Origin of the sequence: Salarchaeum japonicum, assembly GCF_049705945.1 — an archaeon.
Classification (GTDB): Archaea; Halobacteriota; Halobacteria; order Halobacteriales; family Halobacteriaceae; genus Salarchaeum; species Salarchaeum japonicum_A.
Genome location: NZ_JBNAMV010000004.1, coordinates 1,272,129 through 1,293,839, shown reverse-complemented (window position 1 = coordinate 1,293,839; position 21,711 = coordinate 1,272,129). Strand labels below are relative to the sequence as shown.

Here is a 21,711-nt window from a genome sequence, read left to right as displayed (position 1 = left end):
TTCGACCCGGAGCCGTAGGGTTAGTTCTGGAGCCAGGTGGGGACGGGGCCGATGCTTTGGGGGGAGTTGTGGTGGAGTTGTTCGAGGCAGTGCGTGATGAATTGGACGATGTCGCGGCCGGCTTCGGGTGCGAGGGTGATGATGGTGCCGACGGTGGTGGTGAGTGTGAAGTGGAAGAGGATGGCTTCGTCGTAGACGGAGATGGTGCAGTGGTCGTGGCCGAGGTCGAACGGGCGGTCGGGTTGCTGTTCGCGGCTTTTGGTGCGGTAGTGGTCGACGAAGGTGGCGAGTTCGGCGTCGGTGTAGTCGCCCGCGACGTCGTCGCGGATGTATAGCACGTCGTGGTCGTGTTCCGTGTAGTGGATGGCGGCGCGGAGGTAGTCGCCCGCCTGCTCGCGGAGGAACTCGACTAGCTCGTTCGCGGGTTGCTCCGGCATACTCGAACGGAGGCTGGGCGCGTATATCACCTTTTCCTCGCTGAAAACCGTCACGAAATCTTCTAATGTCGGTTGACAGGTGTGCTCGCGGCTGTCAGTCGCGGGCGAGTCGGTTTCGGGCGGCGTAGGCCGCGCCGCCGAGGACGCCGGCGGCGGTGGTGAGCGCGCCGAATCCGGGCGTGGACCCGGACGCGTCCGTCGTCGTTCTAGTGGTGGTCGACTCCGCCGAGTCGGTCGTAGTGAGTGTGGCCGTGCCGTCGTAGGCGGTGAACAGGCTCTCGTCGCCGGGGAAGACCGTCGTGGTCGGGTGGGCGGCGTTGCCGCGGACGTTGTCGTCGGGGTCGGTGACGTCGCCGGCGGTGAACGCGAGGTCGGTGTCGAGCGCGGTGGCGAGCGAGTTCTGGCGGGCAGTGGCGTTCCCGGGCGCGGCCGCGCTTCCGAGGAAGACGACGGCGCCGCCGCCAGCCTGGAACGAACGGAGGGCGGCGAGTTCGCCGTCCGCCAAGTCGTCCGCGGGCGCGGTGACGAGGAGCGCGCTCGCGCCGTCGAGGACGCCGGACGTGAAGTCGTTCACGCCCTCGATGCCGCGGTCGACGCCTTCGAGGTAGCGCTGGTAGGTCTGCGCGCTCTCGGCGGAGACGGCGTACGAGGCGTCGAACTGGCCGTGCCCGCCGTCGATGGCGAGGTGGCCGTCGCGCTCGGAGAGCGCGCTCGCGAGGTTCGTGAGGAACGCGTAGTTCCCGTAGGACGTCCCGCCGTCCGCGAGGTCGAGGAAGCCGTAGTCGTCGGCGAGGAAGGCACTCGCGACGAGCGCGACCCGGTTCTCGGCGTCGGCGGCGACGAGCGGCGCGCCCGGCTGTGACGCGGACGACCCCGCGGCGACCACGACCGATTCGTCGGGAACGCTGCCGCCGGTGGCGGTAAGCGGGACCGCGTTCGGGAACGCGAGCGAGTCCACGGGCTCGTTGGCGAGCGTCGGACTGTCGTCCGGGTCGCTCTGCGCCCAGACGCCCGTGCCGTCGGCGCGCGCCGCGAGTTCCGTCTCGACGAGCGCGTCGTGGCCCATGTACCCCGAATCGTAGACGCGGCCGTGGCCCGTCTCCACGACTGTCTCCGACCAGTTCGTGTCGCGGTCGCCGGAGCCGTCCGCGTCGTAGTAGACGGTGGCGAGGAGGCGGCCGTACGGCCCGCGGATGCCCTCGTTCGGGTCGAACGCGAACTCGACGGTCTCGCCCATGAGGCGGTCTTCGGCGAGCGCGGACGCGTTCGCGCCCCACTCAGCGAGGACGGGATAGTCGCCGTCCACGTCGCGGCCGGACGGTTCGTCGCCCAGTCCCTCCCACTCGTAGGGGTTCTCCGCGTCCGCGTTCCCGGCGGTCTCGGGCGTGTCGATGCCGAGGATGCGGATCGTCTCGGTCGCGCCGCCGTCGAGTTCCACCTCCACGGTGTCGCCGTCCGCGACGGCCGTTACGGTCGCGGTGTACCGCTCCCCGACCTCGTACGTCGGCCCGCTGCTGATTCCCTCGCGGGGCGCGAAGTAGGGGAAGGCGGTGTTGAACTGGTCGGTTCGGACGACGTAGGGTGCGCCCGCGTTGTGCGCGTCGTCCACGATTTCGGTGTCGTTGAACCGGAACGCGAGGTCGAGCGCGCCCGCTATCTCGTTCAGGGCGTCCGTCCGGTCGTACCCGCCGTAGTCGGCCTGGTGGTGGAGGAACACCGCACCGCCGCCGTCCCGGAACGACCGGAGGGCGTCGAGTTCCGACTGGGAGAAGGCGTCGGGAGAGGTGACGACGACGGCGTCCGCGCTCGGGAGGTCGTCGACGAGACTCGTCGTCGCGTCGACCGTGTAGCCGTTCGACTCCGCGTACGACTCGAAGCGCGAGAACTTGGAGAGCGCGTAGTACTGGCCGTGACTCTCGTCCCAGAGAACGGTGCCGCCGCCGACGTGTTCGTCCCAGACGTTCAGGAGGAACTCGTCGTTTCCGGATGCGAAGTCCGCCTCGTCGGTGGCGAACGGCGCGCCGAACCCGACGACGGACCCGTCGACGGCGACGAGGGGCGGCCGACCGTCGGGGTAGGGAACGGTGTCGCCGTTCCCGTCCTCGTCGGTGGTGGTCGCGCTGTCGTGCGCCCAGACCGCGACGTGCTCGTCGGCGAGTCCGGGCGTCAGGGAGTCGTCGAGGAGGGCGCTCGTCGAGTCGAAGACGAGGGCGGGGACTGTCTGTTGGGGGAGGGCTGTCGCGTGGCCGGCGGTCGCAGCGGCAGCCGTGCCGGCGACGGCGGTCTTGAGGAAGGCACGTCGACGCATACCGACTACTGCGGGATTGGTCAGAAAAAGATACCTATGACATCTATATAGTCGGTGTGTTGGGAAGGTTCTTACGCGAGTACGCCCTACCTCGGAGAGAATGGCGCAGTCCCAGGACCAGGAACTCACGGAGCGCTTCGAGACGTTCTTCCGCCGGTACTACAGCGACGAGGTCGGCGCGCTCGCGCGGCAGTACCCGCGGGAGAAGAAGTCACTCGTGGTCGACTGGGACGACCTCTACCAGTTCGACCCGGACTTCGCGGAGGACTTCGTCCGCCACCCCGACCAGCTCCAGGAGGCCGCGGAGGAAGCGCTCCGCGTCTACGACCTCCCCATCGACGTGTCGCTCGGCCAGGCGCACGTCCGCGTGCGAAACCTCGGTGAGGCCACCGAAATCCGGCGTCTGCGCGCGGAACACATGAACACGTTCGTCGCCGTGCAGGGCATCGTCCGGAAGGCGACCGACGTGAAACCGAAGATTCAGACGGCCGTGTTCGTCTGTCAGCGTTGCGGGAGCGAACAGCACGTCGCGCAGGGCGACGGCGGCTTCCAGGAACCCTACCAGTGCGAATCCTGCGAACGCCAGGGCCCCTTCCAGTTGGACTCGGAGAAATCGGAGTTCGTGGACAGCCAGAAACTCCGCATCCAAGAGAGCCCGGAAGGCCTCAGCGGCGGGGAGACGCCGCAGGCCATCGACGTACACATCGAGGACGACATCCCGGGTCGCGTGACGGCGGGCGACCACGTCACCGCGACCGGCGTCCTCCGCCTCGACGACTCGAACACCGAGAACGACTCGCCCGTGTTCGACCACTACATGGAGGGGTCGTTCATCGAAATCGAGGACGAGGAGTTCGAGGACATGGAAATCACGGAGGACGACAAGGAGGACATCGTCGAAATCTCCCAGGACCCCGAAATCTACGAGACGATGGTGGACTCCATCGCGCCCTCCATCTACGGCCACCGGCAGGCGAAACTCGCGATGCTCCTCCAGCTCTTCAGCGGCGTCACAAAGCACCTCCCGGACGGCTCCCGCATCCGCGGTGACCTCCACATGCTCCTCATCGGTGACCCCGGGACCGGAAAGAGCCAGCTACTCTCGTACATCCGCCACATCGCGCCGCGGTCGGTGTACACGTCTGGAAAGGGTAGCAGTTCGGCCGGACTGACGGCGGCGGCGGTTCGCGACGATTTCGGTGACGGCCAGCAGTGGACGCTCGAAGCGGGCGCGCTCGTGCTCGCCGACCAGGGCATCGCGGCGGTGGACGAACTCGACAAGATGGCGGCCGACGACCGTTCGGCGATGCACGAGGCGCTCGAACAACAGCAGATTTCGGTGTCGAAGGCCGGTATCAACGCGACCCTGAAGTCGCGGTGTAGCCTGCTCGGTGCGGCGAACCCGAAGTACGGCCGGTTCGACCAGTACGAACCTATCGGTGAGCAGATCGACTTGGAGCCCGCGCTCGTGTCGCGGTTCGACCTCATCTTCACGGTGACGGACAAGCCCGACCCCGAGGAGGACTCGCGGCTCGCGCGCCACATCCTCCAGACGAACTACGCGGGCGAACTGAACACCCAGCGGGAGAAGGTGACGTCGAGCGAGTTCACGGAGGCGGAGGTCGAGGACCAGACGGAGGAGGTCGCGCCCGCGGTCGACCCCGAACTCCTCCGGAAGTACATCGCGTACTCGCGGCGGAACGTCTATCCGACGATGAGCGAGGAGGCGCGGCAGGCCATCGAGGATTTCTACGTCGACCTGCGCGCGGAGGGGCAGGGCGAGGACGCGCCCGTGCCGGTCACCGCCCGTCAGTTGGAGGCGCTCGTGCGGCTTGCGGAGGCGTCGGCGCGGGTTCGACTCGCGGACGAGGTGACGCAGGAGGACGCGGACCGCGTCATCGAAATCGTGCGCTCGTGCCTCCAGGACATCGGCGTCGACCCGGAGACGGGCGAGTTCGACGCGGACGTTGTGGAGACGGGGCGGTCGAAGACCCAGCGAGATAGGGTGAAGAACATCCGGAGCATCATCGGCGAGATTCAGGAGGAGTTCGACGAGGGCGCGCCCGTCGAGGAAGTGCTCGACCGCGCGGAGGAGGTCGGGATGGAGGCGTCGAAGGCCGAACACGAGATAGAGAAGCTCAAGCAGAAGGGCGAGGTGTACCAGCCGAGCCAGGGCCACCTCCGAACGACCTGATGGACCGAATCAGCGCACTCCGGAACGTCGAGGACGCCCTGTCCGCGTACGAGGACGGCGACCTCGACATGGAGGGAATGGAGGAGCGCGTGCTGGGCGTGCTGCGAACGTACGCGACGGAGTTCGAACCGGAGGCGGAGTTGGCGGCGTACCGGGCGCGCGGCGACAAACGCGCCGACGGACTGGTCGTCGTCGCCGAGTCCAGCGAGGAGGCGCGCGAACGCGTTCGCGGACTGCTCGACCCGGACGAGGTCGAATTCGACCTCGAACACGTCGGATAGGAACTTATTTTAACTACACGTTTCTATCGAAGTTAGTGCTACTCGTGGTGACGTACTCCCGGGACGCCCGCCAGACGCTCCGGACGATGTGCGGGACGTACGACGAGACGATCGTGCGGCGGTTCGGGCGCGCCGCCTTGTTCGCGGAGACCGAACTCGGGGCGTTCCTCGCGCTCCGCCTCCGCGCGAAACACGGCGGCGACGTACAGGTCGAGCGCACCGCGCCGTGGAACGAGTTCCGGGATGCGCCCGAACGCGTCCGGGACGCCGCCGCAGAATACGAATCTCGAAAGTCCACGAGCACGCCGTACGCGAAATTCCGCGCGGGAACCCCGCATCCCGCAGTGGACGCGATGCGGGACGCCGACCTGTGAAACTCGCCCTCGCGGGCGTCCACGCCGCGGGACGAGCGCTCGACCTCCGCGAACGGGACATCGCGCCCGTCCGGCTTCTCGCCGAGCTCCGCGACCCCGAGAGCGAGCGGGTCGTCTGTCGTCGCCCGGGGCCCGCGCACCGCCACGTCGGGCACCTCACCGCGACGACCAACGCCACAGACACCGACGTGCTCGCGGCGGTCGCGTCCTCTCGCGGCCTCGAACCGAATGCGGACCCGCCGCCGATGGACACCGCGGCAGAGCGGCGCGCGGTGGCGGCGGCGACCGCGGACGTGGTTGCGCTCCGGGAGCGCGTGGAGCGCGCGAGCGGCCGCCTCGAAGCCCTCCGCGACCTCGACGCGGGCACCGCCGACGCCACAGCCGAACTCCGTCGTGCGACACTCGAACTCACCGACGCGGAGACGGAGCGCGTCGCCGCCGAACAGCGCCTCGACGCCGCGGAAGCCCGGTTACGGCGCGAGCGCGACAGCCGAGAAGCCGGGTTACGGCGAGCCGACGCACGCCGAAACCATCCCGACCGGAGGACGGCGGCGCTCGCGGAGCGCGCACGACCGCTCGTGCAACGAGCACGTGAGGCAGTCCCGGACTGGAATCCCGCGGCGCTCGCCGCCACGCGCGCCGCGCGCACTCCCGCGCCCGTCGTCGTGGAGGACGGTCTGTTCCGTCACCCCGCGCAGGCCGCCGCGTGCCTCGACGCGCCCGTGAGTCTCCTCTAACTTCAAGTACGAACCCGCGGCCAGCGGAGGCCATGGAGCACGACGCCAGAACCATCCGAGGAGACGTGACGCTTGTCATGGTGCTCGTCGAGAACGACGCCGAGCGCGAGCGCGGCGTCCGGGTGACGAACCTGCTCGACGGCGCGGTGTGGCCGCCGCGAACGAACGGCGTTCCCGAGGAGGGCTGGAGCGAGTCGGGCTACGAGGGCGTGCTCGCGCCCGGCGAACGCCGCGGTATCGGGTACGCGACGCCCGCGCCGCCCGACTCGAACCCCGTTCGCGTCGAACCCATCGAGCGGCGGAGCGCACCCAAGGGAACCGACCCGGTTCGGGGCCTCCCGGACCCGCGACCGCCCCGCGACGCGCTCCGAGCGGACGTGCCGGCCGCGGTGACGGCGTGGCTGGACGACGTGGAGCGACGGGGCGGACAGACCGACCGCGAGCGCGCGGCGCTCGAACGGGCCGCTCGACTCCGGGAGGATTCGTGATTCTCGCGGTCTGCGGCGGGAAGGGCGGCGTCGGGAAGTCCACGACGGCGTTCAACCTCGCGGCGCTCCTCGACGCGGTCGTGGTGGACGGCGATTTGGCGATGGCGGACCTCCCGACAGCGCGCGGCCCCGACTTCCACGACGTGCTCGCGGGCCGCGCGAGCGCCGTGGAGGCCGTGCGCGAGGACGGCCCGGTGCGGATTCTGCCCTGCGGGCGGTCGCTCGCTGGCGCGCGGGCCTGCGACCTCGGCCGCATCGAGGCCGCGCTCGCGGCGGTCGAGGACGAGTACGGACGTGTCGTGGTGGACTGTCCCGCAGGATTGAACGCGGCGGTCGGCGCGCCGCTCGCCGCTGCCGACGCCTGCGTGCTCGTGACGACACCCGCGCCGGCGGCGCTCGCGGACGCGCTCAGAACGCGGGAACTCGCGCGGGAACTCGGCTCCGGACTCGCGGCAGTGGCGCTGAATCGAGCGAAGGAGAACGAGTGTGACTCCCGCGAGTCGTACGAGCGGGCGTTCGGCGGGCCGGTGGTTCTAATCCCCGACTGTTCGGCGGTTGCGGTGGCGGGCGCGCGCGGCGTGCCCGTGGTGCTGTCGCGGCCCGACGCAGTGGCGAGCGAGGCGTTCCGGCGGCTCGCGGCCCGCGTTCAGTCGAGCGCGCGGTAGGTACTGCGGAGAGTGACGGGCGTCACGTCCGCGACAGCGGCGGCGTCGGCCTGCGTGACGGCGTGGTCGGTGTCGCGCGCGGCGGCGTACAGGCAGGCGGCGGCGACGCCGCTCGGGTTCTTCCCGCCGACGACGAGGTCGTCGAGGAGGGCGCGGGCGCGGCGTTCGAGCGCGGGCGGGAGGTCGAGTTCGGTGGCGAACCGTGGGAGGTACTCGCGGGGGTCGATGGGGCCGACGGGGAGGCCGAGGTCGCGGTTCATCGCGCCGTAGGCGGCGCGGAGTTCGTTCCGGTCGGCGCGCGCGACGGCGACCACTTCGCCGACGGTGCGGGCGACGTTGTTCGTGCGGCAGACGGCGTAGACGGCCGCGGCGGCGAACCCTTCGAGACTCCGGCCGCGCAGGAGGGACTCGTCCTGCGCGGACGAGAACAGCGCGCACGCCTGGTCGCGGACGCTGTACGGGAGGGACAGCTGGCCGACGACGCGCCGGATCTCCGTGAACGCGTACACCTTGTTCCGGTCGGTCTTCGAGGCGATGCGGGCGCGGTCATGCTGGCGGCGCATCCGCGCGAGCCGTCGGCGCTTGCGTCCCTTCACGCGCGTGCTGCGGCCGATTTCGGTGGAGAGGCCGCGGTCGTGCCGGGAGTGCGTGAGCGGTGCGCCGGTGCGTTCGCGTTCGTCGGCGTCGCACGCCCGCCACTCGGGCCCGCGGTCGAGGGGGTCGTCGGCGACGACCAGCCCGCAGTCCGTGCAGACGGTTTCGATGCGTTCGGTGGCGAGCGAACCCTGGCATTCGGGGCAACTTCGACTCATCACTTTCACCTTGGCCCCACAAGAGTATTTAAATGAGCGCGGAATCCGGGTGTCGGCCCCCGAATCGACGGTTGGAACGTCCCGGTAACCGTGACGTTCCCGCGCTCGATGGCGCAGTCGCTGTATTTTCCCGGGTAAACGTTATGTACGAAAGCCGCGGAGAGTGAGTGTATGGCGTTGTCGGATATCGCGGCGGGACTGGAGGTCACGGCGACCCAGCGCGAGCGCGGGCCGACGACCGTCGACGGCACGGAGCGCGCACTCGCCGACCGCCTCCGCGAGTTCGCGGCAGACCTCCCATGCGATGCGCCGACCGCTGCGCTCCTCCTCGAAGCGTACTACGATGGCGGGAGCGTCGAATCCGCCGCGCGCGCCGCCGGCCTCGCGCCGGTCGCGGGCGCGAAGGCGCTGCACTTGCTCGGCGTGGACGGGCTCACGCCGTTGTCGCCGCTCGCCCGCGACATCGTCGCGGACTGGCTCGCCGGCGAGCTGTCGCGGTCGGACGCGCTCGCGTTGACGGGCGCGGGAGAACACGAGTTCGCGCTCGGCGCGTTCGTCGAGGCACACGACCCGCTGCCGGGCGCGCGGGCCGTCGTCGACGGCGAGTTCCTACGGTAGTCGGCGTCGGAGCGCGTCCAGCCGACCGGCTGATTCTTCGAGCGCGAGGTCGAGTTCGAACACGGTCTCCGCGAGCCGACCAGCCGCTCGTGCGCCAGCGCTGTCGGGCGTTCCGGTGACTGGCTCGGATGCGAGGTCGGGGAGCGTGTGGTCCGCGTCCGGCGGCGCGGCGTCGGGCGTGGTTCGCGTGGCGACGAGGAGGTCGGCGTTCGCGCCCACGTCGGCGAGGCGGCCGCGCTCGCGGGCGGTGGCGTCGGTTCCGCGCGGCGTGCCGGGGAAGACGAGTGCGACGCGGTCGGCGTCCGTCACCGCGGCGACGGCGGGGTTCGCGGCGACGGGCGGCGTGTCGATGAGGACGTAGTCGAAGTCGCGGAGCGCGTCGTCGAGAACAGCACGAAGGCGCTGGGCGGCGTCCGGGCTCTTGGCGGCGGCGACGCGGCCGAAGGGTGCGTGGGCGGGCGCGAGCGCAAGGCGGCCGGGCGCGTCCAGTGCGTAATCGTGAACGGCGTCACTGAGCGCGGTGTCGGGGTCGGTGAGGAGCGCCGTCGTGTCGGTTGTGATGTCGCCGCGGACGTGTCGTGCGAGGCCCTGCGTGTCGAAGTCGAGGTCGAGAACGAGCGCGTCGTGGTCGGCGGCGGCGAGCGCCGCGCCCGTTTCGAGGCAGGCCCGAGTGGTGCCCGCGCCGCCGACGGTGCCGACGAACGCCGCGGTTCGAGGAGAGTCCATCGACAACTATACTCTCCTTCTTAGATTAAAACATCCCTATTTCTCGCGGAATTAGTCCCGGGGTTCGTCGGCCGCGGCCGCGATGTCGTCGGCGAGGGCGTCGAGTTCGTCGTCTCCGAGGTTGGGCGGGCTCCCGGCGACGGCGTGGATGGGGTTGCCGCCGTCGTCCTCGAAGCGTGGGACGATGTGTCCGTGGACGTGCGGGACCTCCTGGCCGGCGGCCGCGCCGTTGTTGAATCCGATGTTCGACGCGTCGGCGTCCACGGCATCTTCCACGACGGGCGTGAGGGAGTGAATAGCCGCGAACAGGCGGTTGGCGTGTTCGGCCGGCACGTCGCCGAGCGTCTCGTAGTGGGTTTTCGGGATGACGAGGGTGTGCCCGGGCGCGATCGGGTTCGCGTCGAGGAACGCGAGCACGTCCTCGTCCTCGTACACGACGCGCGCGGGGATGTCGCCGTCGACGATCTGGCAGAAGATGCAGTCGTCCATACGCGCAGTGAGGGCGGGCGGGAGTATGAAAGTAGGGCTACAGGGAGGTGTCGGTCCAGACGGCGTCCTCCGGCGGGCGGCGCATCGTGTACTCGCAGGGCCGCGTGCGAACCGTCTCGAACCCGAGGTTCTCGTAGAGCGCGACGGCGGGCCGGTTGCTGCGTTCGACGTGGAGGCGGACGGCGACGCCGGCCTCGTCGGCGCGCGCGAGCAGGGAGCGCAGGAGCGCGGTGCCGACGTGTGCGCCCTGGTAGTCCTGGTGGACGAAGATGGCGAGTTCGTACGCGCCGTCGTGGTCGGGAACGAGGGCGGCGTGCCCGACCGGGTCGCCGTCGTGGTTGGCGACGACGTGGTAGCCGTCCCTGAAGCCGGCGAGCCACGACGCTATCTGCGGGACGCCGGCCGGTGGAATGCCCTGCGCGCGGTCCGCGGGGTCGAAGTCGTCGTACATTCCGACGAGCGCGTCGCGTTCGCCTTCGGGGAGGTGCGGGTACGCCCGGATGGTGAGCGAACGCTCCTCGTCGTCGAGGACCGACCGGACGACCGGTCGCGTTGAGTGGTCGCCGAACAGGGCACCGGAATCGCGTTTCGCGTTCGTTCCAGCCATCGTTCTCGTGAGAGGCAATTGTTTCTACCAAATATATACGCGTTCCCCATATATACGTTCAATTAAGAATGGGTAAAGGGAGGACGCTAGGAAGTGGTTACGTGATAATACGAATATTAGGACAGTGGCGGTGGAAAAGAGCCTTGAGTATCGACGGCAACCCAGCAGTATGCTCGAACTCCTCGTTGAAGTCGCGGAACCACTCGCGTTCGCGCTCGGCGCACTCGTGTTCTCCATCGCGGGTGCAGTAATCGACCTCACCGCCGTCTCGACGTTCAGCGGCGGGGAGACGACGCTCGCGCTCTGGATGGCGTTCATCGGGTCCGCCGCGCTCTACGCCGGCGTGTTCCTGTTCGGGTCGGAGGCGCGAGCGCGACTGGCGGCGCGCGAGGCGTAGACTGCAGGACCGAACACCCTTTTAGCGGGGCGCGTGAGAGACACGCGTATGGAACGCTTCGCTTCGGTCCCGGACCAGTACGACCCCGAAGACGTGCGAGAGCGCGTGTTCGAATACTGGGACGAGGTCGACGCATACGAACGGACGAAACAGCATCGCTCGGACGGCGAGGACTTCTTCTTCGTCGACGGCCCGCCGTACACGAGCGGTGCCGCCCACCTCGGAACGACGTGGAACAAGACCCTCAAGGACGCCTACATCCGCTACCATCGGATGCTCGGGTACGACGTGACGGACCGTCCGGGCTACGACATGCACGGCCTCCCCATCGAGACGAAAGTCGAGGAGAAACTGGGGTTCGAGAACAAGAAGGACATCGAGGAGTACGGCATCGAGAACTTCATCGACGAGTGCAAGACGTTCGCGGAGTCCCAGTTGGACGGCCTGCAGGAGGATTTCAAGTCGTTCGGCGTGTGGATGGACTGGGAGAACCCCTACAAGACCATCGACCCGACGTACATGGAGGCCGCGTGGTGGGGATTCTCGCGCGCCGCGGAGCGCGACCTCGTGGAGCAGGGGAAGCGCTCCATCAGTCAGTGCCCGCGCTGCGAGACCGCCATCGCGAACAACGAGGTCGAGTACGAGGACGTCGAGGACCCGACGGTGTACGTGAAGTTCCCGCTCCGTGACGAGGAGGGGAGTCTCGTCATCTACACGACGACGCCGTGGACGATTCCCGCGAACGAGTTCGTCGCGGTCGGCGAGGACATCACGTACCAGAAGGTCGCCGCGGAGACGGACGGCGAGCGCGAAGTCCTCTACATCGCGGAGGACTGCGTGGAGAACGTCCTCTCGAAGGGCCGCTACGACGACTACGAGGTCCTGGATTCGTTCCCCGGCAGCCACATGCTCGGCTGGGAGTACGAGCATCCGCTCCGGGAGGAAGTCCCGGACAACCCCGATGTAGACGGCGTGCACGAGGTCTACCACGCGGACTACGTCGAGGCGGCGGACACCGGCCTCGTGCACTCCGCGCCCGGACACGGGGAGGTGGACTTCGAGCGCGGCGAGGAACTCGGCCTCCCCGTCTTCTGTCCCGTCGCGGGCGACGGCACGTACACGGACGCGGGCGGGAAGTACGAGGGCCAGTTCGTGAAGGACGCCGACGAGGAAATCACGGACGACCTCGCGCGGAAGGGACTGCTGCTCGCCTCGGGCACGGTCACGCACTCATACGGACACTGCTGGCGGTGCGACACGCCCATCCTCCAGCTCGCGACCGACCAGTGGTTCATCACCATCACCGACGTGAAAGAGGACCTCCTCGACAACATGGAGGACTCGGAGTGGCACCCGCAGTGGGCGCGCGACAATCGATTCCGGGACTTCATCGAGAACGCGCCGGACTGGAACGTCTCCCGCCAGCGCTACTGGGGAATCCCCGTCCCCATCTGGGTCGCGGAAGGAACGAAAGGCGAGAACCCGGAGGACCGCATCGTCGTCGGGAGCCGCGAGGAACTCGCCGAACTCGCGGACCAAGACCTCGACCCCGACGAGATGGACATCCACAAGCCGACCGTGGACGACGTGACCATCACCCAGGACGGCGTGACGTACGAGCGCGTGCCGGACGTGTTCGACGTGTGGCTCGACTCCTCGGTCGCGTCCTGGGGGACGCTCGACTACCCGAGCGAGGAGGACGACTTCGAGGACCTCTGGCCCGCCGACCTCATCATGGAGGCGCACGACCAGACCCGCGGCTGGTTCTGGTCACAGCTCGGAATGGGGACGGCCGCGATGGACGAAGTCCCCTACGACGAAGTCCTCATGCACGGGTTCGCGAACGACGAGAACGGCCGGAAGATGAGCAAATCGGTCGGGAACGTCGTGCAGCCCAGTGAGGCAATCGAGCGCTACGGCGCGGACGCGATGCGGATGTTCCTCCTCTCGGTCACCCCGCAGGGCGACGACATGCGCTTCTCGTGGGACGAGATGGAGAACATGGCGCGCGACCTCAACATCCTCTGGAACGTCTTCCGCTTCCCCCTGCCCTACATGCGGATGGACGGCTTCGACCCCGAAGTCCCCGAATCCGCGGGCGGAACGGGCGTCGAACTCGCCGTGGACGACGACGCCCTGCTCGTGGAGGACGAGTGGCTGCTCTCCCGACTCCAAGAGGTCAAACACGAGATGAACGGCTACTGGGAGGACTTCGAGCAGCACCGCGCGCTCGACGAACTCCTCACGTTCGTCGTGGAGGACGTCTCCCGGTACTACGTGCAGGTCGTCCGCGACCGCGTCTGGGAGGAGGACGCCACGGACGGGAAGACCGCGGCGTACGCGACGCTCTACAAGGTCCTGCTGGAGGTCGTGCAGTTGCTCGCGCCGTACGCGCCGTTCGTCAGCGAGGAGATCTACGGCCACCTCACGGGCGACGACGGCCACCCCACCGTCCACATGTGTGACTGGCCGACGGAGACCGAGCGCTACCGCCAGCCTGCCCTAGAGGACGACGTCGAAGTCCTGCGGGACATCGAGGAAGCCGGCGGGAACGCCCGCCAGCAAGCGGGTCGGAAGCTCCGCTGGCCCGTCGCGGAAGTCATCGTCGACGCCGACTCCGAGGCGGTCGCGGACGCCGTGGACAGCCACCGCGGCCTCCTCGCCGACCGACTGAACGCCCGCCCCATCACGGTCGTCGGCCCCGACGAGAACTACGGGAACGTCGAGTACTCCGCGCGCGCCGACATGAGCGTGCTCGGCCCGGCGTTCGGCGGGGACGCCGGCGACGTGATGCAGGCGCTGAACGAGGCCCGAGTCGCCAACGACGACCTAGACGAACTCGAAGCCGTCGTGAGCGACGCGCTCGACCGCGACGTCGAACTCACCCCGGAGATGGTGGAGTTCGTCGAGGAAACCCCGGAGGACGTGGCGGCGACCGACTTCGAGGGCGGCACCGTCTACCTCGACACCACGTTGGACGACGACGTGGAGAGCGAGGGATACGCTCGCGAGGTCATCCGGCGCGCGCAGGAACTCCGAAAGGACCTCGACCTCGACATGGACGCCCAAATTCGACTGGACGTTCGCGTGTTCGACGACCGGGTCGCCCGCCTCATCCACGAGCGCGAGGACCTCATCACGGACGAAGTCCGCGCGCGAGAACTCGACGACGTCGACGCGGACACCGCGAACGCCACCGTCGAGGAGTACGAGGACGTGGAGGGCGTGCGGATGATTCTCGGCGTACAGAAGGTCTAGGCGAGTTCGGCGGCGACCGCTTCGGCGGCGCTGACCTCGCTCACGGCGCGCTCGATGGTATCAGTCCCGTACACTTTTTCCGCGCCGGCGTTCGCGAGTTTCGTGCGCGCGTTCCCCGCGAGCAGCGGGTGGACGCACGTGACGAACACGCGTTCGGGCGCGTCGAGGACGCTGATGGCTTCGCTCATCGTGGAGCCGGTGGCGATGATGTCGTCCACGACGACCACGTCCCGGCCGGTGACGTCGGTGTCGCTCGGCTCTATCGAAACGTCGGTGCCGGAGTGACGGGTCTTCTCGAAGTAGTCCGCGTCGCCGGGCCCGTAGGCGTCCCGCACGGACTGCGCGAGGTGGATGGCTCCCTCGTCCGGCGCGACGAACACGGGGTCGCGGAGGTCGTCCGGGAGCGCCCCGGCGAGCCGCGGCGCGGCGTTCACGTTCCGCGTCGGCACCGTGAAGAAGTCGCAGACGCCGTCCTCGTGAACGTTCACGGTCAACACTTCGTCTGTTCCGGTGGAGACGGCGCGCGCCAGCGCCCGCGCCGAGACGGGTTCGCCGGGTTCGAACGCGTCGTCCTGTCGGGCGTACCCCATGTAGGGAATGACGGTGACGACCTCGGTCGCGCCGGCCTCGCGCGCGGCGTCCTGTAACTGGAGGAGTTCGACGTAGTCCTCGTCCGCCGTCGTGCTGCAGACGACTACCGCCCGACCCTCGACTGGCGGCACGCGCACGAGGCGTTCGCCGTCCGGGAACCGCTCGTACTCCACGTCCGCGAGCGACTCCCCGAGCTCCGCGGCGAGCGCGGCGGCGAGCCCCTGCGAGGACGACCCGCTGACTATCATAGTTGAGGACTGTGGCGGACGGGGGGTATCGGTTTCGGTCCGCACCACACGGAAAACACTTGTTCGCGCACCGCACAGTCCCGGTCGATGAGTCGGTTGTTCCCGTTCCGGTCGCCCGCGTCCTCCGACGCCGACGAGCCGCGACTGGTCGACATCTCGGAGGACGCCGCGGACGACGTGTTCGCCGCGCTCGCCTCAGGAACGGCGCGCGCCGCGTACAAGGCGCTGCACGACGACCCGCGGACGGCGTCCGACCTCGCCGAGCTGACGGACACGACGGTGCAGAACGTCCGCTACCACCTCGACAACCTCCGGGACGCCGGCCTCGTGGAGGTCGTGGACACGTGGTACTCGGAGCGCGGAACGGAGATGAATGTGTACGCGCCGACGGACACGAGCCTCGTCGTGTTCGCGGGCGACGACGACGACCGCTCCACCCTCCGCACGGTGCTCCGCGAACTCATCGGCGGCGTCGGCGCGCTCGCGGTCGGCGCGGTCGCCGTCCAGCGGTTCGCCGAGGAAGGCACGCTCGCGCCCGCGTCGGGCGGCGCGCCGATCGGGAACGTCACCGCGACGACTACGACTGCGGACGGCGGCACCGTCCCGGAGGCGACCACGGACGCGGTGACGACGGCGACGCAGACCACGACGGACGCGGTGACGACGATGACGCGGACGACCGCGGAGGCGACGGGGACGCAGGTGTCGTACACGCAGACGACGACGGAGACGGTGACGTACGCCACGCAGACGACGGAGCCGACGACCGCGGCGGAGACGGTGACACAGACCGCGGCGCAGACCACGACCACCGCGGCGGACGCCGCGGCCGCCAGCCCGGACGTGTTCGCGCCGGGTCTCGTGTTCTTCGCCGGCGGCCTCGCCGTGCTCCTCGCGATAGTGGCGTACCGGTACGCGCGCTAGGGAACGGCGATACCGGCTACCTCGCGCAGCCCCAGGCTTCGGGAGCGCCAGCCGTCGCCGGCGTCCACGAGCAGGGTGGCGTCCGCCGTTATCGCGTACACCGCGCCGTCGCCGTGCGCAACGTCCACGAGCGCGGCGTCGGTGTCGGTCGCGCGTTCGCGCCAGCCGTCGGCGGTGCGTTCGTACAGGCGGCCGTCCACGATAGCGTGCGCGCGGTCGCCGTCCGCGACGACCGCCGACGCAGCTCCAGAGAGTTCGTCGAGCCAGCCGTTTCCGAGGCGGAACACGCCGTCCGCGGTCGCGGCGTACGGGCCCGCAGCGGCCACATCCCGCGCGTCGTCCAATCCAGCGTTCGAGACGCTCTCGGAAGTGATGCGGTGGACGCCGTCCGCGGCCGCGACGAGGTCGCCGTCCACGGCGCGCACGTCACCGAGCGTACCGCGGTCGACCCAGTCGCCGTCCGCGTACTCCGCGAGCGTCCCGGAGGCGTCCGCGGCGAAGAGCCCGGTGCCGTAGCCGACGGCGACGGCGTCCGCGAACCCGGCGTTCTCGAACTCGTCCTCGCCTCGCGTGACGACGACACCGTCCTCGGCCGCGACCGCCCCCTCACCGGGACGGGCGGCGACATCGCGGGCGGTGCAGCGGTGTGCGAGCCCGAACCGGCCGATCTGGTCGGCGGATACCGACACCGACGCGACACCCATCGCGGTGGCGACGAGCACGACCTCGCTTCCCGCCTTCTCGGCGTACACGCGCTTCTCGTCGATAGTCGTCATAGTCGCCCCATCGGGTTTCGGCGTGAAAGCGTTGCGGCTATCCGCTTCGACTCCGAACCACGAATATGAAGCGACGCGGGTTCCTCGCGGCGACCGGGACCGGAGTTGCGGGCGCGCTCGCCGGCTGTTCGGGCGCGCTGAGCACGCAGTCCCCCGAGTGGCGGTTGCGCGCGATGGCCATCACGGAGTCCACCGCGAGCGAGACGGACACGACGTGCACGCTGAACGAGCCGTTCGTGGAGGCCTATCCGAACCTCCAGAACGTGCTCGCGCTCGCCTCGCAGTCCGAGACCGGCGAGTGGCAGGCGATTCCCGTGGAACTCGAACCCGGGAACGAACTCGGGGACGCTCTCTACGAGTTCTGCGGCGGAAGCATCCGGGGCGCGTACTACTACAAGGACCAGCCGTACTACATCAGCCTCGTGGACACGCGACCCGAGAACGGGAAAGGCCACGGCGCGCACGACCACTAACGGAACGCCTTAGGACGGCCGGACTAAGGGAAGCGTATGAAAGTGTTCGGGTCGAGCGGGACGCGGGGCGTGGTGAACGAGGAGCTCACGCCCGGGTTCGTGCTCGACGTGGCGAAGGCAGCGGGGACGCTCTGGGGGGCGGACCGCGTGGCCGTCGCGCGGGACACGCGAGCGACGGGCCGGATGCTCGCGAACGCGGCGACCGCGGGCCTGCAGGCGGTCGGGTCGGACGTGGACCGACTCGGCGTCGTCCCGACCCCGGGCACGCAGGTGTACTGCGAGGAGGAGGGCGTGCCGGCGATGATGATTACGGCCTCCCACAATCCGCCCGAGTACAACGGCGTGAAGCTCGTCGGACCCGACGGAATCGAACTGTCCGTGGACGAGCTCGAACGCGTAGAGAACGTCTTTCTCGGCGACGGCTACGAGACCGTGGCGTGGGACGAGACGGGCGACGACCGCGCCGTGGAGGATGCGCGCCGCCGCTACACCGACCAACTCATCGACGCCGTCGATACCGACCGCATCCGGGACGCCGACCTCACCGTCGCGATCGACCCCGGGCACGGAGCGGGCGCGCTCACCAGCCCCGACTTCTACCGCGAGCTCGGCTGCGAGGTCGTCACCGTGAACAGCCAGCCGGACGGCCGATTCCCGGGCCGCGACCCCGAACCCATCGAGGAGAACCTCGCGGACCTCGGACGGCTCGTGGGGGCCGCGGACGCCGACGTGGGTATCGCACACGACGGCGATGCCGACCGCGCCATCTTCTTCGACGAGACCGGAACGTACGTCGAGGGCGACGCCGCGCTCGCCGCGCTCGCCGCCGCCGAACTATCCGAGGGAGACACCGCCGTCTCCGCGGTGAACGTCAGCCAGCGCCTCGTGGACGTCTGCGAGGACGCGGGCGCGTCGCTCGACCTGACGCCCGTCGGGAGCACACGCATCATGACCCGAATCCGCCAACTCCACGCGGAGGGCGAGACCGTTCCCGTCGCGGGCGAGGGGAACGGCGGCATCATCTTCCCGAACTACCGGCTCACGCGGGACGGCGCGTACACCGGCGCGCGCTTCCTCGAACTCCTCGCGGACTCGCCCGCGAGCGAGGTCGTCGAACCCTACGCGGACTACTGGAACGTCCGCGTGAACGTCCCCTACGACTCGGAATCCGACCGCGAGCGCATTCTCGGCGCGGCCGAGGAGTACGCCCGCGACGCGGACGCCGACCTCACCACCGTCGACGGCTACCGCCTCGACTACGGCGACGCCTGGGTGCTCGCCCGACCGAGCGGCACCGAACCCGTCGTTCGCGTGTACGCGGAAGCGACGAGCGCCGACCACGCCCGCGACCTCGCCGACGCGTTCGCAGACGCAATCGAACCATAGAGAGTCACGCCTAGTCGAGCGCCGCCTCCAGTTTCTCGCGTTCCTCCCGAAGCGCCTGAAGCTCTTCTTCGACCGCGCCCGATTCGAGTTCCGCGCGCTCCTCATCGGTGAGTTCGGCTTCCGCGACCGCTGTGGTGCGGAGTCGGCCGTAGTCCTCGCGGAGCGCGACGTTCCGCACCTCGCGTGCGAGCGCGACCGTCTCGTCGTCCGCGAATCGCGCGACGACCGCGACGAGTTCGCGCGCCCGATATCGGAGTTCGTCCGCCGGCAGCGGCGGCCACTCGACGGTCAGCGGGTCGGCGTCGAGCCGGTCGAGGTAGGTGGTGTTCCCGCCGACGGCGCGCTTCAACCGCTGGGGCTGGTCGACGTAGTGGTCGAGTTTCGACACCGAGTACTCCGCGAACTCCAGGAGGTCGGAGATGGGTTTCTCGCCCGCGTCGGCCTCCCTGACGTACGCGTCGAGGTCGCTCGGCGGGTGCGGAACGCCGACGAGCGGGTAGCTCGCGGCGGTCTCCGCGAAGTCGAGGAACTCGCGCGCGCTCGCCGACCCGCGAAAGGTGGAGAAGTCGTCGCGGACGGCGTCGTTGTAGGACTCGATGGGGTCGCGGAGTTCCTCGGTGGGCGCGTCGAGGTCGGCGTTCCCGAGGTCGTGGAGGCGTTCCAAATCCGCGAGTCGTTCGTTCACCTGGTCGAGACGCTCCCGGACTGCGCGCACGGCTTCCTGATGGCGGTTTCGTGCGTCCGCCCGGGTTTCGAGGAGGTCGCGGTACTCGCGGGCCGGCCCGAGGGCGTCCCGGGCGTTCTCGAAGTCGGACTCTGAGACGCGGCGCTTGTCGAGGCGGTCGTCGTACGCCTCGAACGCGCCCCGGGCCGGGAAGTCCTCTGGGATGTCGTCGAGCAGGTCGTCGACGTCGCCTTGGAACGCGACGAACGACTGGAAATCGCCCGTTCCCGTCGCGGACTCCTCGTATTTGGCGAGCAAGCGCTCGGCGCGCTCCAGTTTCTCCACGACGCGTTCGATGGTGTCCTCGCCGACCTCCTCGACGGCCGCCGCCGCGTCCTCGCGCGCGGTCTCGGCGGCGTCGAGTTCGGCGAGGACGCTACTCGTAGACGGCATCCGGGTCGAACACCTGTTCGCCGACGGTGTCGCCGTCGAGCGTTCGATGGAAGCACGATTCGTAGCCGGTGTGGCACGCGCCGCCCGCCTGCTCCACGACGTAGAGGACGGCGTCGCCGTCGCAGTCGACGCGGATTTCCTCCACGTCCTGGGTGTGCCCGCTCGTCGCGCCCTTCTCCCAGAGTTCCTCCCGGGAGCGACTGTAGTAGTGCGCGCGACCGGTCTCCGCGGACCGTTCGAGCGCCTCCCGGTTCGCGTACGCGAGCATCAACACGTCGCCCGTGTCGGCGTCTTGCGCGACCGCCGGGACGAGGCCGTCGTCCCCGAAGTCGAGGTCCACGCCGAACTCTGCTGACATACCCGATTCGACGGTGCTGGGACGGATAGTCTTTCTGTCAGCCCTCGGTGCGTCCCGTGACGACGCGCCAGCCGACGTAGCAGACGACGGCGAGAATCAGCGCGAGCAGGAGGCCGTAGAGCGTGCCGGTCACCAGCGTGACGAGGAGGACGAGCAGGGCGAGCGCGGCGACGACGGCGGCGTGTTCGGTGTCGCGGGCGCGAACGAGCGCGGCCACGGTGAGGCACGCGAGCGCGACGATACCGCCGAGTAGCGGCGTGAACAGGACGAGGACCGAGTACGCGAGGACGGCGAGTCCGAGGAGGGCGACGACGCCCGCGAGGGCGTCGTGTCGGTCGATGGCCATGTTCGTGGGTTCGGTCGAACCGCCAAGGGCGTTTCCCTACACGAGGCCGATGAGGCGCATCAGGGCGAACAGGAGGTCGCCGGCGGTGAGCGCGAGCAACAATCCGACGAACAGCGGGACGATGAATGGGACGCCGGGCGTTATCCAGACGCGCTCCTGGCTCGTGATGACGTCGAGGCCGTCCCGGAGTTTCCCGGGCGTGGTGCCGTACGCCGTGGAGTCAATGTCGTCGAGGAAGCGCGCCGCCCCCCACGGGTCGTCGTACCCGCCCGCGGCCTCGCCCGGCATCGGTTCGGAGGTGGGCGCCGAGATTGCCTCCGTCGTCACGGAGCCGTCCCCTGGTTCGTTCGTTTCTTCAGGGACGGTCGCGGGGTCGCGGTAGCGCTCGGGATGCGCGAGCAGTTGGCCGAGCGTGACGCCGCGCCACCGCAGGTACATCCGGAGCGCGTCCAGATCGAGACCGCCGCGCGAGAACCCGTCCGGTGTTTCGAGGAGAGTGCCGTGCGCCTCCGCCAACTGATGGCTCGTGACCGGCCGTCCGACGAACATCAACCGGGAGAACACGCCGGTGAGCGCGTTCCGCACCGCGAGCGCGAGCGGATACCCGAGACTCGCGAGCATCGCGTTCGTCACCACCGTCACCGAGAACACGCCCAGTTGGGTGCGAACCAGCGGGAGCGCGAGGTCCGCGACGTAATAACTCGGATACGTCGGGTAGAGCAAGGCGACGACGCAGAACGCCTTGAAGTCAGCGCCGCCGAACCCGCCGATGAACCAGAACGCGTACGCCAGCGGAATCACCAGCAGACTCACCGCCGCCCGCACGAGGAACAGGGTCGTCCGCTCGACCAGCACGTACTCCCACGCCAACAGGCCGAGGCCGAGCGCGACGAACGGATACCAGAGTTCGTTCGGCACCCGCCGCACGCGCACGTCGTGGTAGGCCGCCCACGCCAACGCCGGAACGAACAGCAATCGAAGGAGGTCGGGAAGCGTCGCGTACACTACCTCAACGAGCGCGGTCCGGCGTGTTAGGCGTTACTCCCCGTGACCGTCGAGCCAGCGGCTACGAGCGAGTGAAAGAAGTGAGAAGCTGGACGC

General features: G+C 69.2%; 24 protein-coding genes. 12 read left to right on the top strand and 12 right to left on the bottom strand.

Translation table 11 applies throughout. The features are described 5' to 3' along the window. Window positions 1-20: 20 nt before the first annotated feature. Together ACOZ4O_RS08610 and ACOZ4O_RS08605 are read right to left on the bottom strand one after the other, a co-directional pair. The gene (locus ACOZ4O_RS08610) at window positions 21-437 is read right to left on the bottom strand and encodes a DUF7522 family protein (RefSeq protein ID WP_424524901.1); all 417 of its coding nucleotides are present in this window, start codon (window positions 435-437) and stop codon (window positions 21-23) included. 94 nt (window positions 438-531) lie between these two features. After that, window positions 532-2,745, bottom strand: coding sequence for a thermonuclease family protein (locus ACOZ4O_RS08605; RefSeq protein WP_424524900.1), 2,214 nt, complete (start codon window positions 2,743-2,745; stop codon window positions 532-534). 100 nt (window positions 2,746-2,845) lie between these two features. Here ACOZ4O_RS08605 and ACOZ4O_RS08600 point away from each other — a divergent pair, with 100 nt between their 5' ends. From ACOZ4O_RS08600 to ACOZ4O_RS08575, 6 genes are read left to right on the top strand one after another with little or no spacing between them, the layout of a single operon-like run. Next, the gene (locus ACOZ4O_RS08600; protein ID WP_424524899.1) at window positions 2,846-4,939 is read left to right on the top strand and encodes a minichromosome maintenance protein MCM; all 2,094 of its coding nucleotides are present in this window, start codon (window positions 2,846-2,848) and stop codon (window positions 4,937-4,939) included. Beyond that, window positions 4,939-5,220: a hypothetical protein gene (locus ACOZ4O_RS08595; RefSeq protein ID WP_424524898.1), complete on the top strand. Its 282-nt coding sequence runs from the start codon at window positions 4,939-4,941 to the stop codon at window positions 5,218-5,220. The genes ACOZ4O_RS08600 and ACOZ4O_RS08595 overlap by 1 nt, the downstream gene beginning before the upstream one ends. 35 nt (window positions 5,221-5,255) lie before the next feature. Next, on the top strand, window positions 5,256-5,594 hold the full coding sequence (locus ACOZ4O_RS08590) for a hypothetical protein (protein WP_424524897.1): 339 nt from the start codon (window positions 5,256-5,258) through the stop codon (window positions 5,592-5,594). After that, window positions 5,591-6,331 carry a hypothetical protein gene (locus tag ACOZ4O_RS08585; RefSeq protein ID WP_424524896.1) on the top strand — a complete coding sequence of 247 codons (741 nt, stop codon included), beginning with the start codon at window positions 5,591-5,593 and terminating at the stop codon, window positions 6,329-6,331. The genes ACOZ4O_RS08590 and ACOZ4O_RS08585 overlap by 4 nt, the downstream gene beginning before the upstream one ends. 32 nt (window positions 6,332-6,363) lie before the next feature. Further along, window positions 6,364-6,819, top strand: a complete 456-nt coding sequence (locus tag ACOZ4O_RS08580; RefSeq protein WP_424524895.1) for a hypothetical protein — start codon at window positions 6,364-6,366, stop codon at window positions 6,817-6,819. Then, on the top strand, window positions 6,816-7,484 hold the full coding sequence (locus ACOZ4O_RS08575) for a chromosome partitioning protein ParA (protein ID WP_424524894.1): 669 nt from the start codon (window positions 6,816-6,818) through the stop codon (window positions 7,482-7,484). Before ACOZ4O_RS08580 ends, ACOZ4O_RS08575 begins: the two co-directional genes overlap by 4 nt. Here ACOZ4O_RS08575 and ACOZ4O_RS08570 read toward each other — a convergent pair. After that, on the bottom strand, window positions 7,466-8,296 hold the full coding sequence (locus ACOZ4O_RS08570; protein ID WP_424524893.1) for a transcription initiation factor IIB: 831 nt from the start codon (window positions 8,294-8,296) through the stop codon (window positions 7,466-7,468). The genes ACOZ4O_RS08575 and ACOZ4O_RS08570 overlap by 19 nt on opposite strands. A 171-nt stretch (window positions 8,297-8,467) precedes the next feature. Between ACOZ4O_RS08570 and ACOZ4O_RS08565 the strand changes: the two genes are divergently transcribed. After that, window positions 8,468-8,914, top strand: coding sequence for a hypothetical protein (locus ACOZ4O_RS08565; RefSeq protein ID WP_424524892.1), 447 nt, complete (start codon window positions 8,468-8,470; stop codon window positions 8,912-8,914). Here the strand turns inward: ACOZ4O_RS08565 and ACOZ4O_RS08560 are convergent. The 3 genes from ACOZ4O_RS08560 to ACOZ4O_RS08550 are packed head-to-tail and all read right to left on the bottom strand — an operon-like array spanning window position 8,906 to window position 10,736. Further along, a complete protein-coding gene (locus ACOZ4O_RS08560) occupies window positions 8,906-9,640 on the bottom strand; it encodes an AAA family ATPase (protein WP_424524891.1) in 735 nt (244 codons plus the stop codon). The two genes, ACOZ4O_RS08565 and ACOZ4O_RS08560, sit on opposite strands and share 9 nt — an antisense overlap. A 51-nt stretch (window positions 9,641-9,691) precedes the next feature. After that, on the bottom strand, window positions 9,692-10,129 hold the full coding sequence (locus tag ACOZ4O_RS08555) for an HIT family protein (RefSeq protein WP_424524890.1): 438 nt from the start codon (window positions 10,127-10,129) through the stop codon (window positions 9,692-9,694). Window positions 10,130-10,166: 37 nt separating this feature from the next. Further along, window positions 10,167-10,736, bottom strand: a complete 570-nt coding sequence (locus ACOZ4O_RS08550; protein WP_424524889.1) for an N-acetyltransferase family protein — start codon at window positions 10,734-10,736, stop codon at window positions 10,167-10,169. Between the two features lie 169 nt (window positions 10,737-10,905). Here ACOZ4O_RS08550 and ACOZ4O_RS08545 point away from each other — a divergent pair, with 169 nt between their 5' ends. Together ACOZ4O_RS08545 and ileS are read left to right on the top strand one after the other, a co-directional pair. Then, window positions 10,906-11,133: a hypothetical protein gene (locus tag ACOZ4O_RS08545; RefSeq protein WP_424524888.1), complete on the top strand. Its 228-nt coding sequence runs from the start codon at window positions 10,906-10,908 to the stop codon at window positions 11,131-11,133. Between the two features lie 48 nt (window positions 11,134-11,181). After that, on the top strand, window positions 11,182-14,391 hold the full coding sequence (ileS, locus tag ACOZ4O_RS08540; RefSeq protein ID WP_424524887.1) for an isoleucine--tRNA ligase: 3,210 nt from the start codon (window positions 11,182-11,184) through the stop codon (window positions 14,389-14,391). Here the strand turns inward: ileS and ACOZ4O_RS08535 are convergent. Beyond that, window positions 14,388-15,230, bottom strand: a complete 843-nt coding sequence (locus ACOZ4O_RS08535) for a ribose-phosphate diphosphokinase (protein WP_424524886.1) — start codon at window positions 15,228-15,230, stop codon at window positions 14,388-14,390. The genes ileS and ACOZ4O_RS08535 overlap by 4 nt on opposite strands. An 87-nt stretch (window positions 15,231-15,317) precedes the next feature. Here ACOZ4O_RS08535 and ACOZ4O_RS08530 point away from each other — a divergent pair, with 87 nt between their 5' ends. Continuing rightward, a complete protein-coding gene (locus ACOZ4O_RS08530) occupies window positions 15,318-16,154 on the top strand; it encodes an ArsR/SmtB family transcription factor (protein WP_424524885.1) in 837 nt (278 codons plus the stop codon). Here ACOZ4O_RS08530 and ACOZ4O_RS08525 read toward each other — a convergent pair. Next, a complete protein-coding gene (locus tag ACOZ4O_RS08525; RefSeq protein ID WP_424524884.1) occupies window positions 16,151-16,930 on the bottom strand; it encodes an HVO_0234 family beta-propeller protein in 780 nt (259 codons plus the stop codon). The two genes, ACOZ4O_RS08530 and ACOZ4O_RS08525, sit on opposite strands and share 4 nt — an antisense overlap. A gap of 65 nt (window positions 16,931-16,995) precedes the next feature. Here ACOZ4O_RS08525 and ACOZ4O_RS08520 point away from each other — a divergent pair, with 65 nt between their 5' ends. Both ACOZ4O_RS08520 and glmM read left to right on the top strand, forming a co-directional pair. Next, a complete protein-coding gene (locus ACOZ4O_RS08520) occupies window positions 16,996-17,403 on the top strand; it encodes a hypothetical protein (protein WP_424524883.1) in 408 nt (135 codons plus the stop codon). A 36-nt stretch (window positions 17,404-17,439) separates the two neighbouring features. Continuing rightward, window positions 17,440-18,789: a phosphoglucosamine mutase gene (gene glmM / locus ACOZ4O_RS08515; RefSeq protein WP_424524882.1), complete on the top strand. Its 1,350-nt coding sequence runs from the start codon at window positions 17,440-17,442 to the stop codon at window positions 18,787-18,789. 10 nt (window positions 18,790-18,799) lie between these two features. Here glmM and ACOZ4O_RS08510 read toward each other — a convergent pair whose 3' ends face one another. Genes ACOZ4O_RS08510 through ACOZ4O_RS08495 form a run of 4 tightly spaced genes read right to left on the bottom strand, consistent with a single transcriptional unit; the run spans window position 18,800 to window position 21,615 of the window. Further along, entirely contained in the window at window positions 18,800-19,906 is a 1,107-nt protein-coding gene (locus tag ACOZ4O_RS08510; protein WP_424524881.1) for a DUF7118 family protein, read from the bottom strand. Beyond that, complete coding sequence (gene hisI / locus ACOZ4O_RS08505; protein WP_424524880.1) at window positions 19,890-20,264, bottom strand: phosphoribosyl-AMP cyclohydrolase; 375 nt, start codon at window positions 20,262-20,264, stop codon at window positions 19,890-19,892. The genes ACOZ4O_RS08510 and hisI overlap by 17 nt, the downstream gene beginning before the upstream one ends. Window positions 20,265-20,301: 37 nt before the next feature. Beyond that, complete coding sequence (locus ACOZ4O_RS08500) at window positions 20,302-20,610, bottom strand: hypothetical protein (protein ID WP_424524879.1); 309 nt, start codon at window positions 20,608-20,610, stop codon at window positions 20,302-20,304. Window positions 20,611-20,646: 36 nt separating this feature from the next. Beyond that, window positions 20,647-21,615, bottom strand: coding sequence for a prepilin peptidase (locus ACOZ4O_RS08495; protein WP_424524878.1), 969 nt, complete (start codon window positions 21,613-21,615; stop codon window positions 20,647-20,649). Window positions 21,616-21,711: the final 96 nt, after the last annotated feature.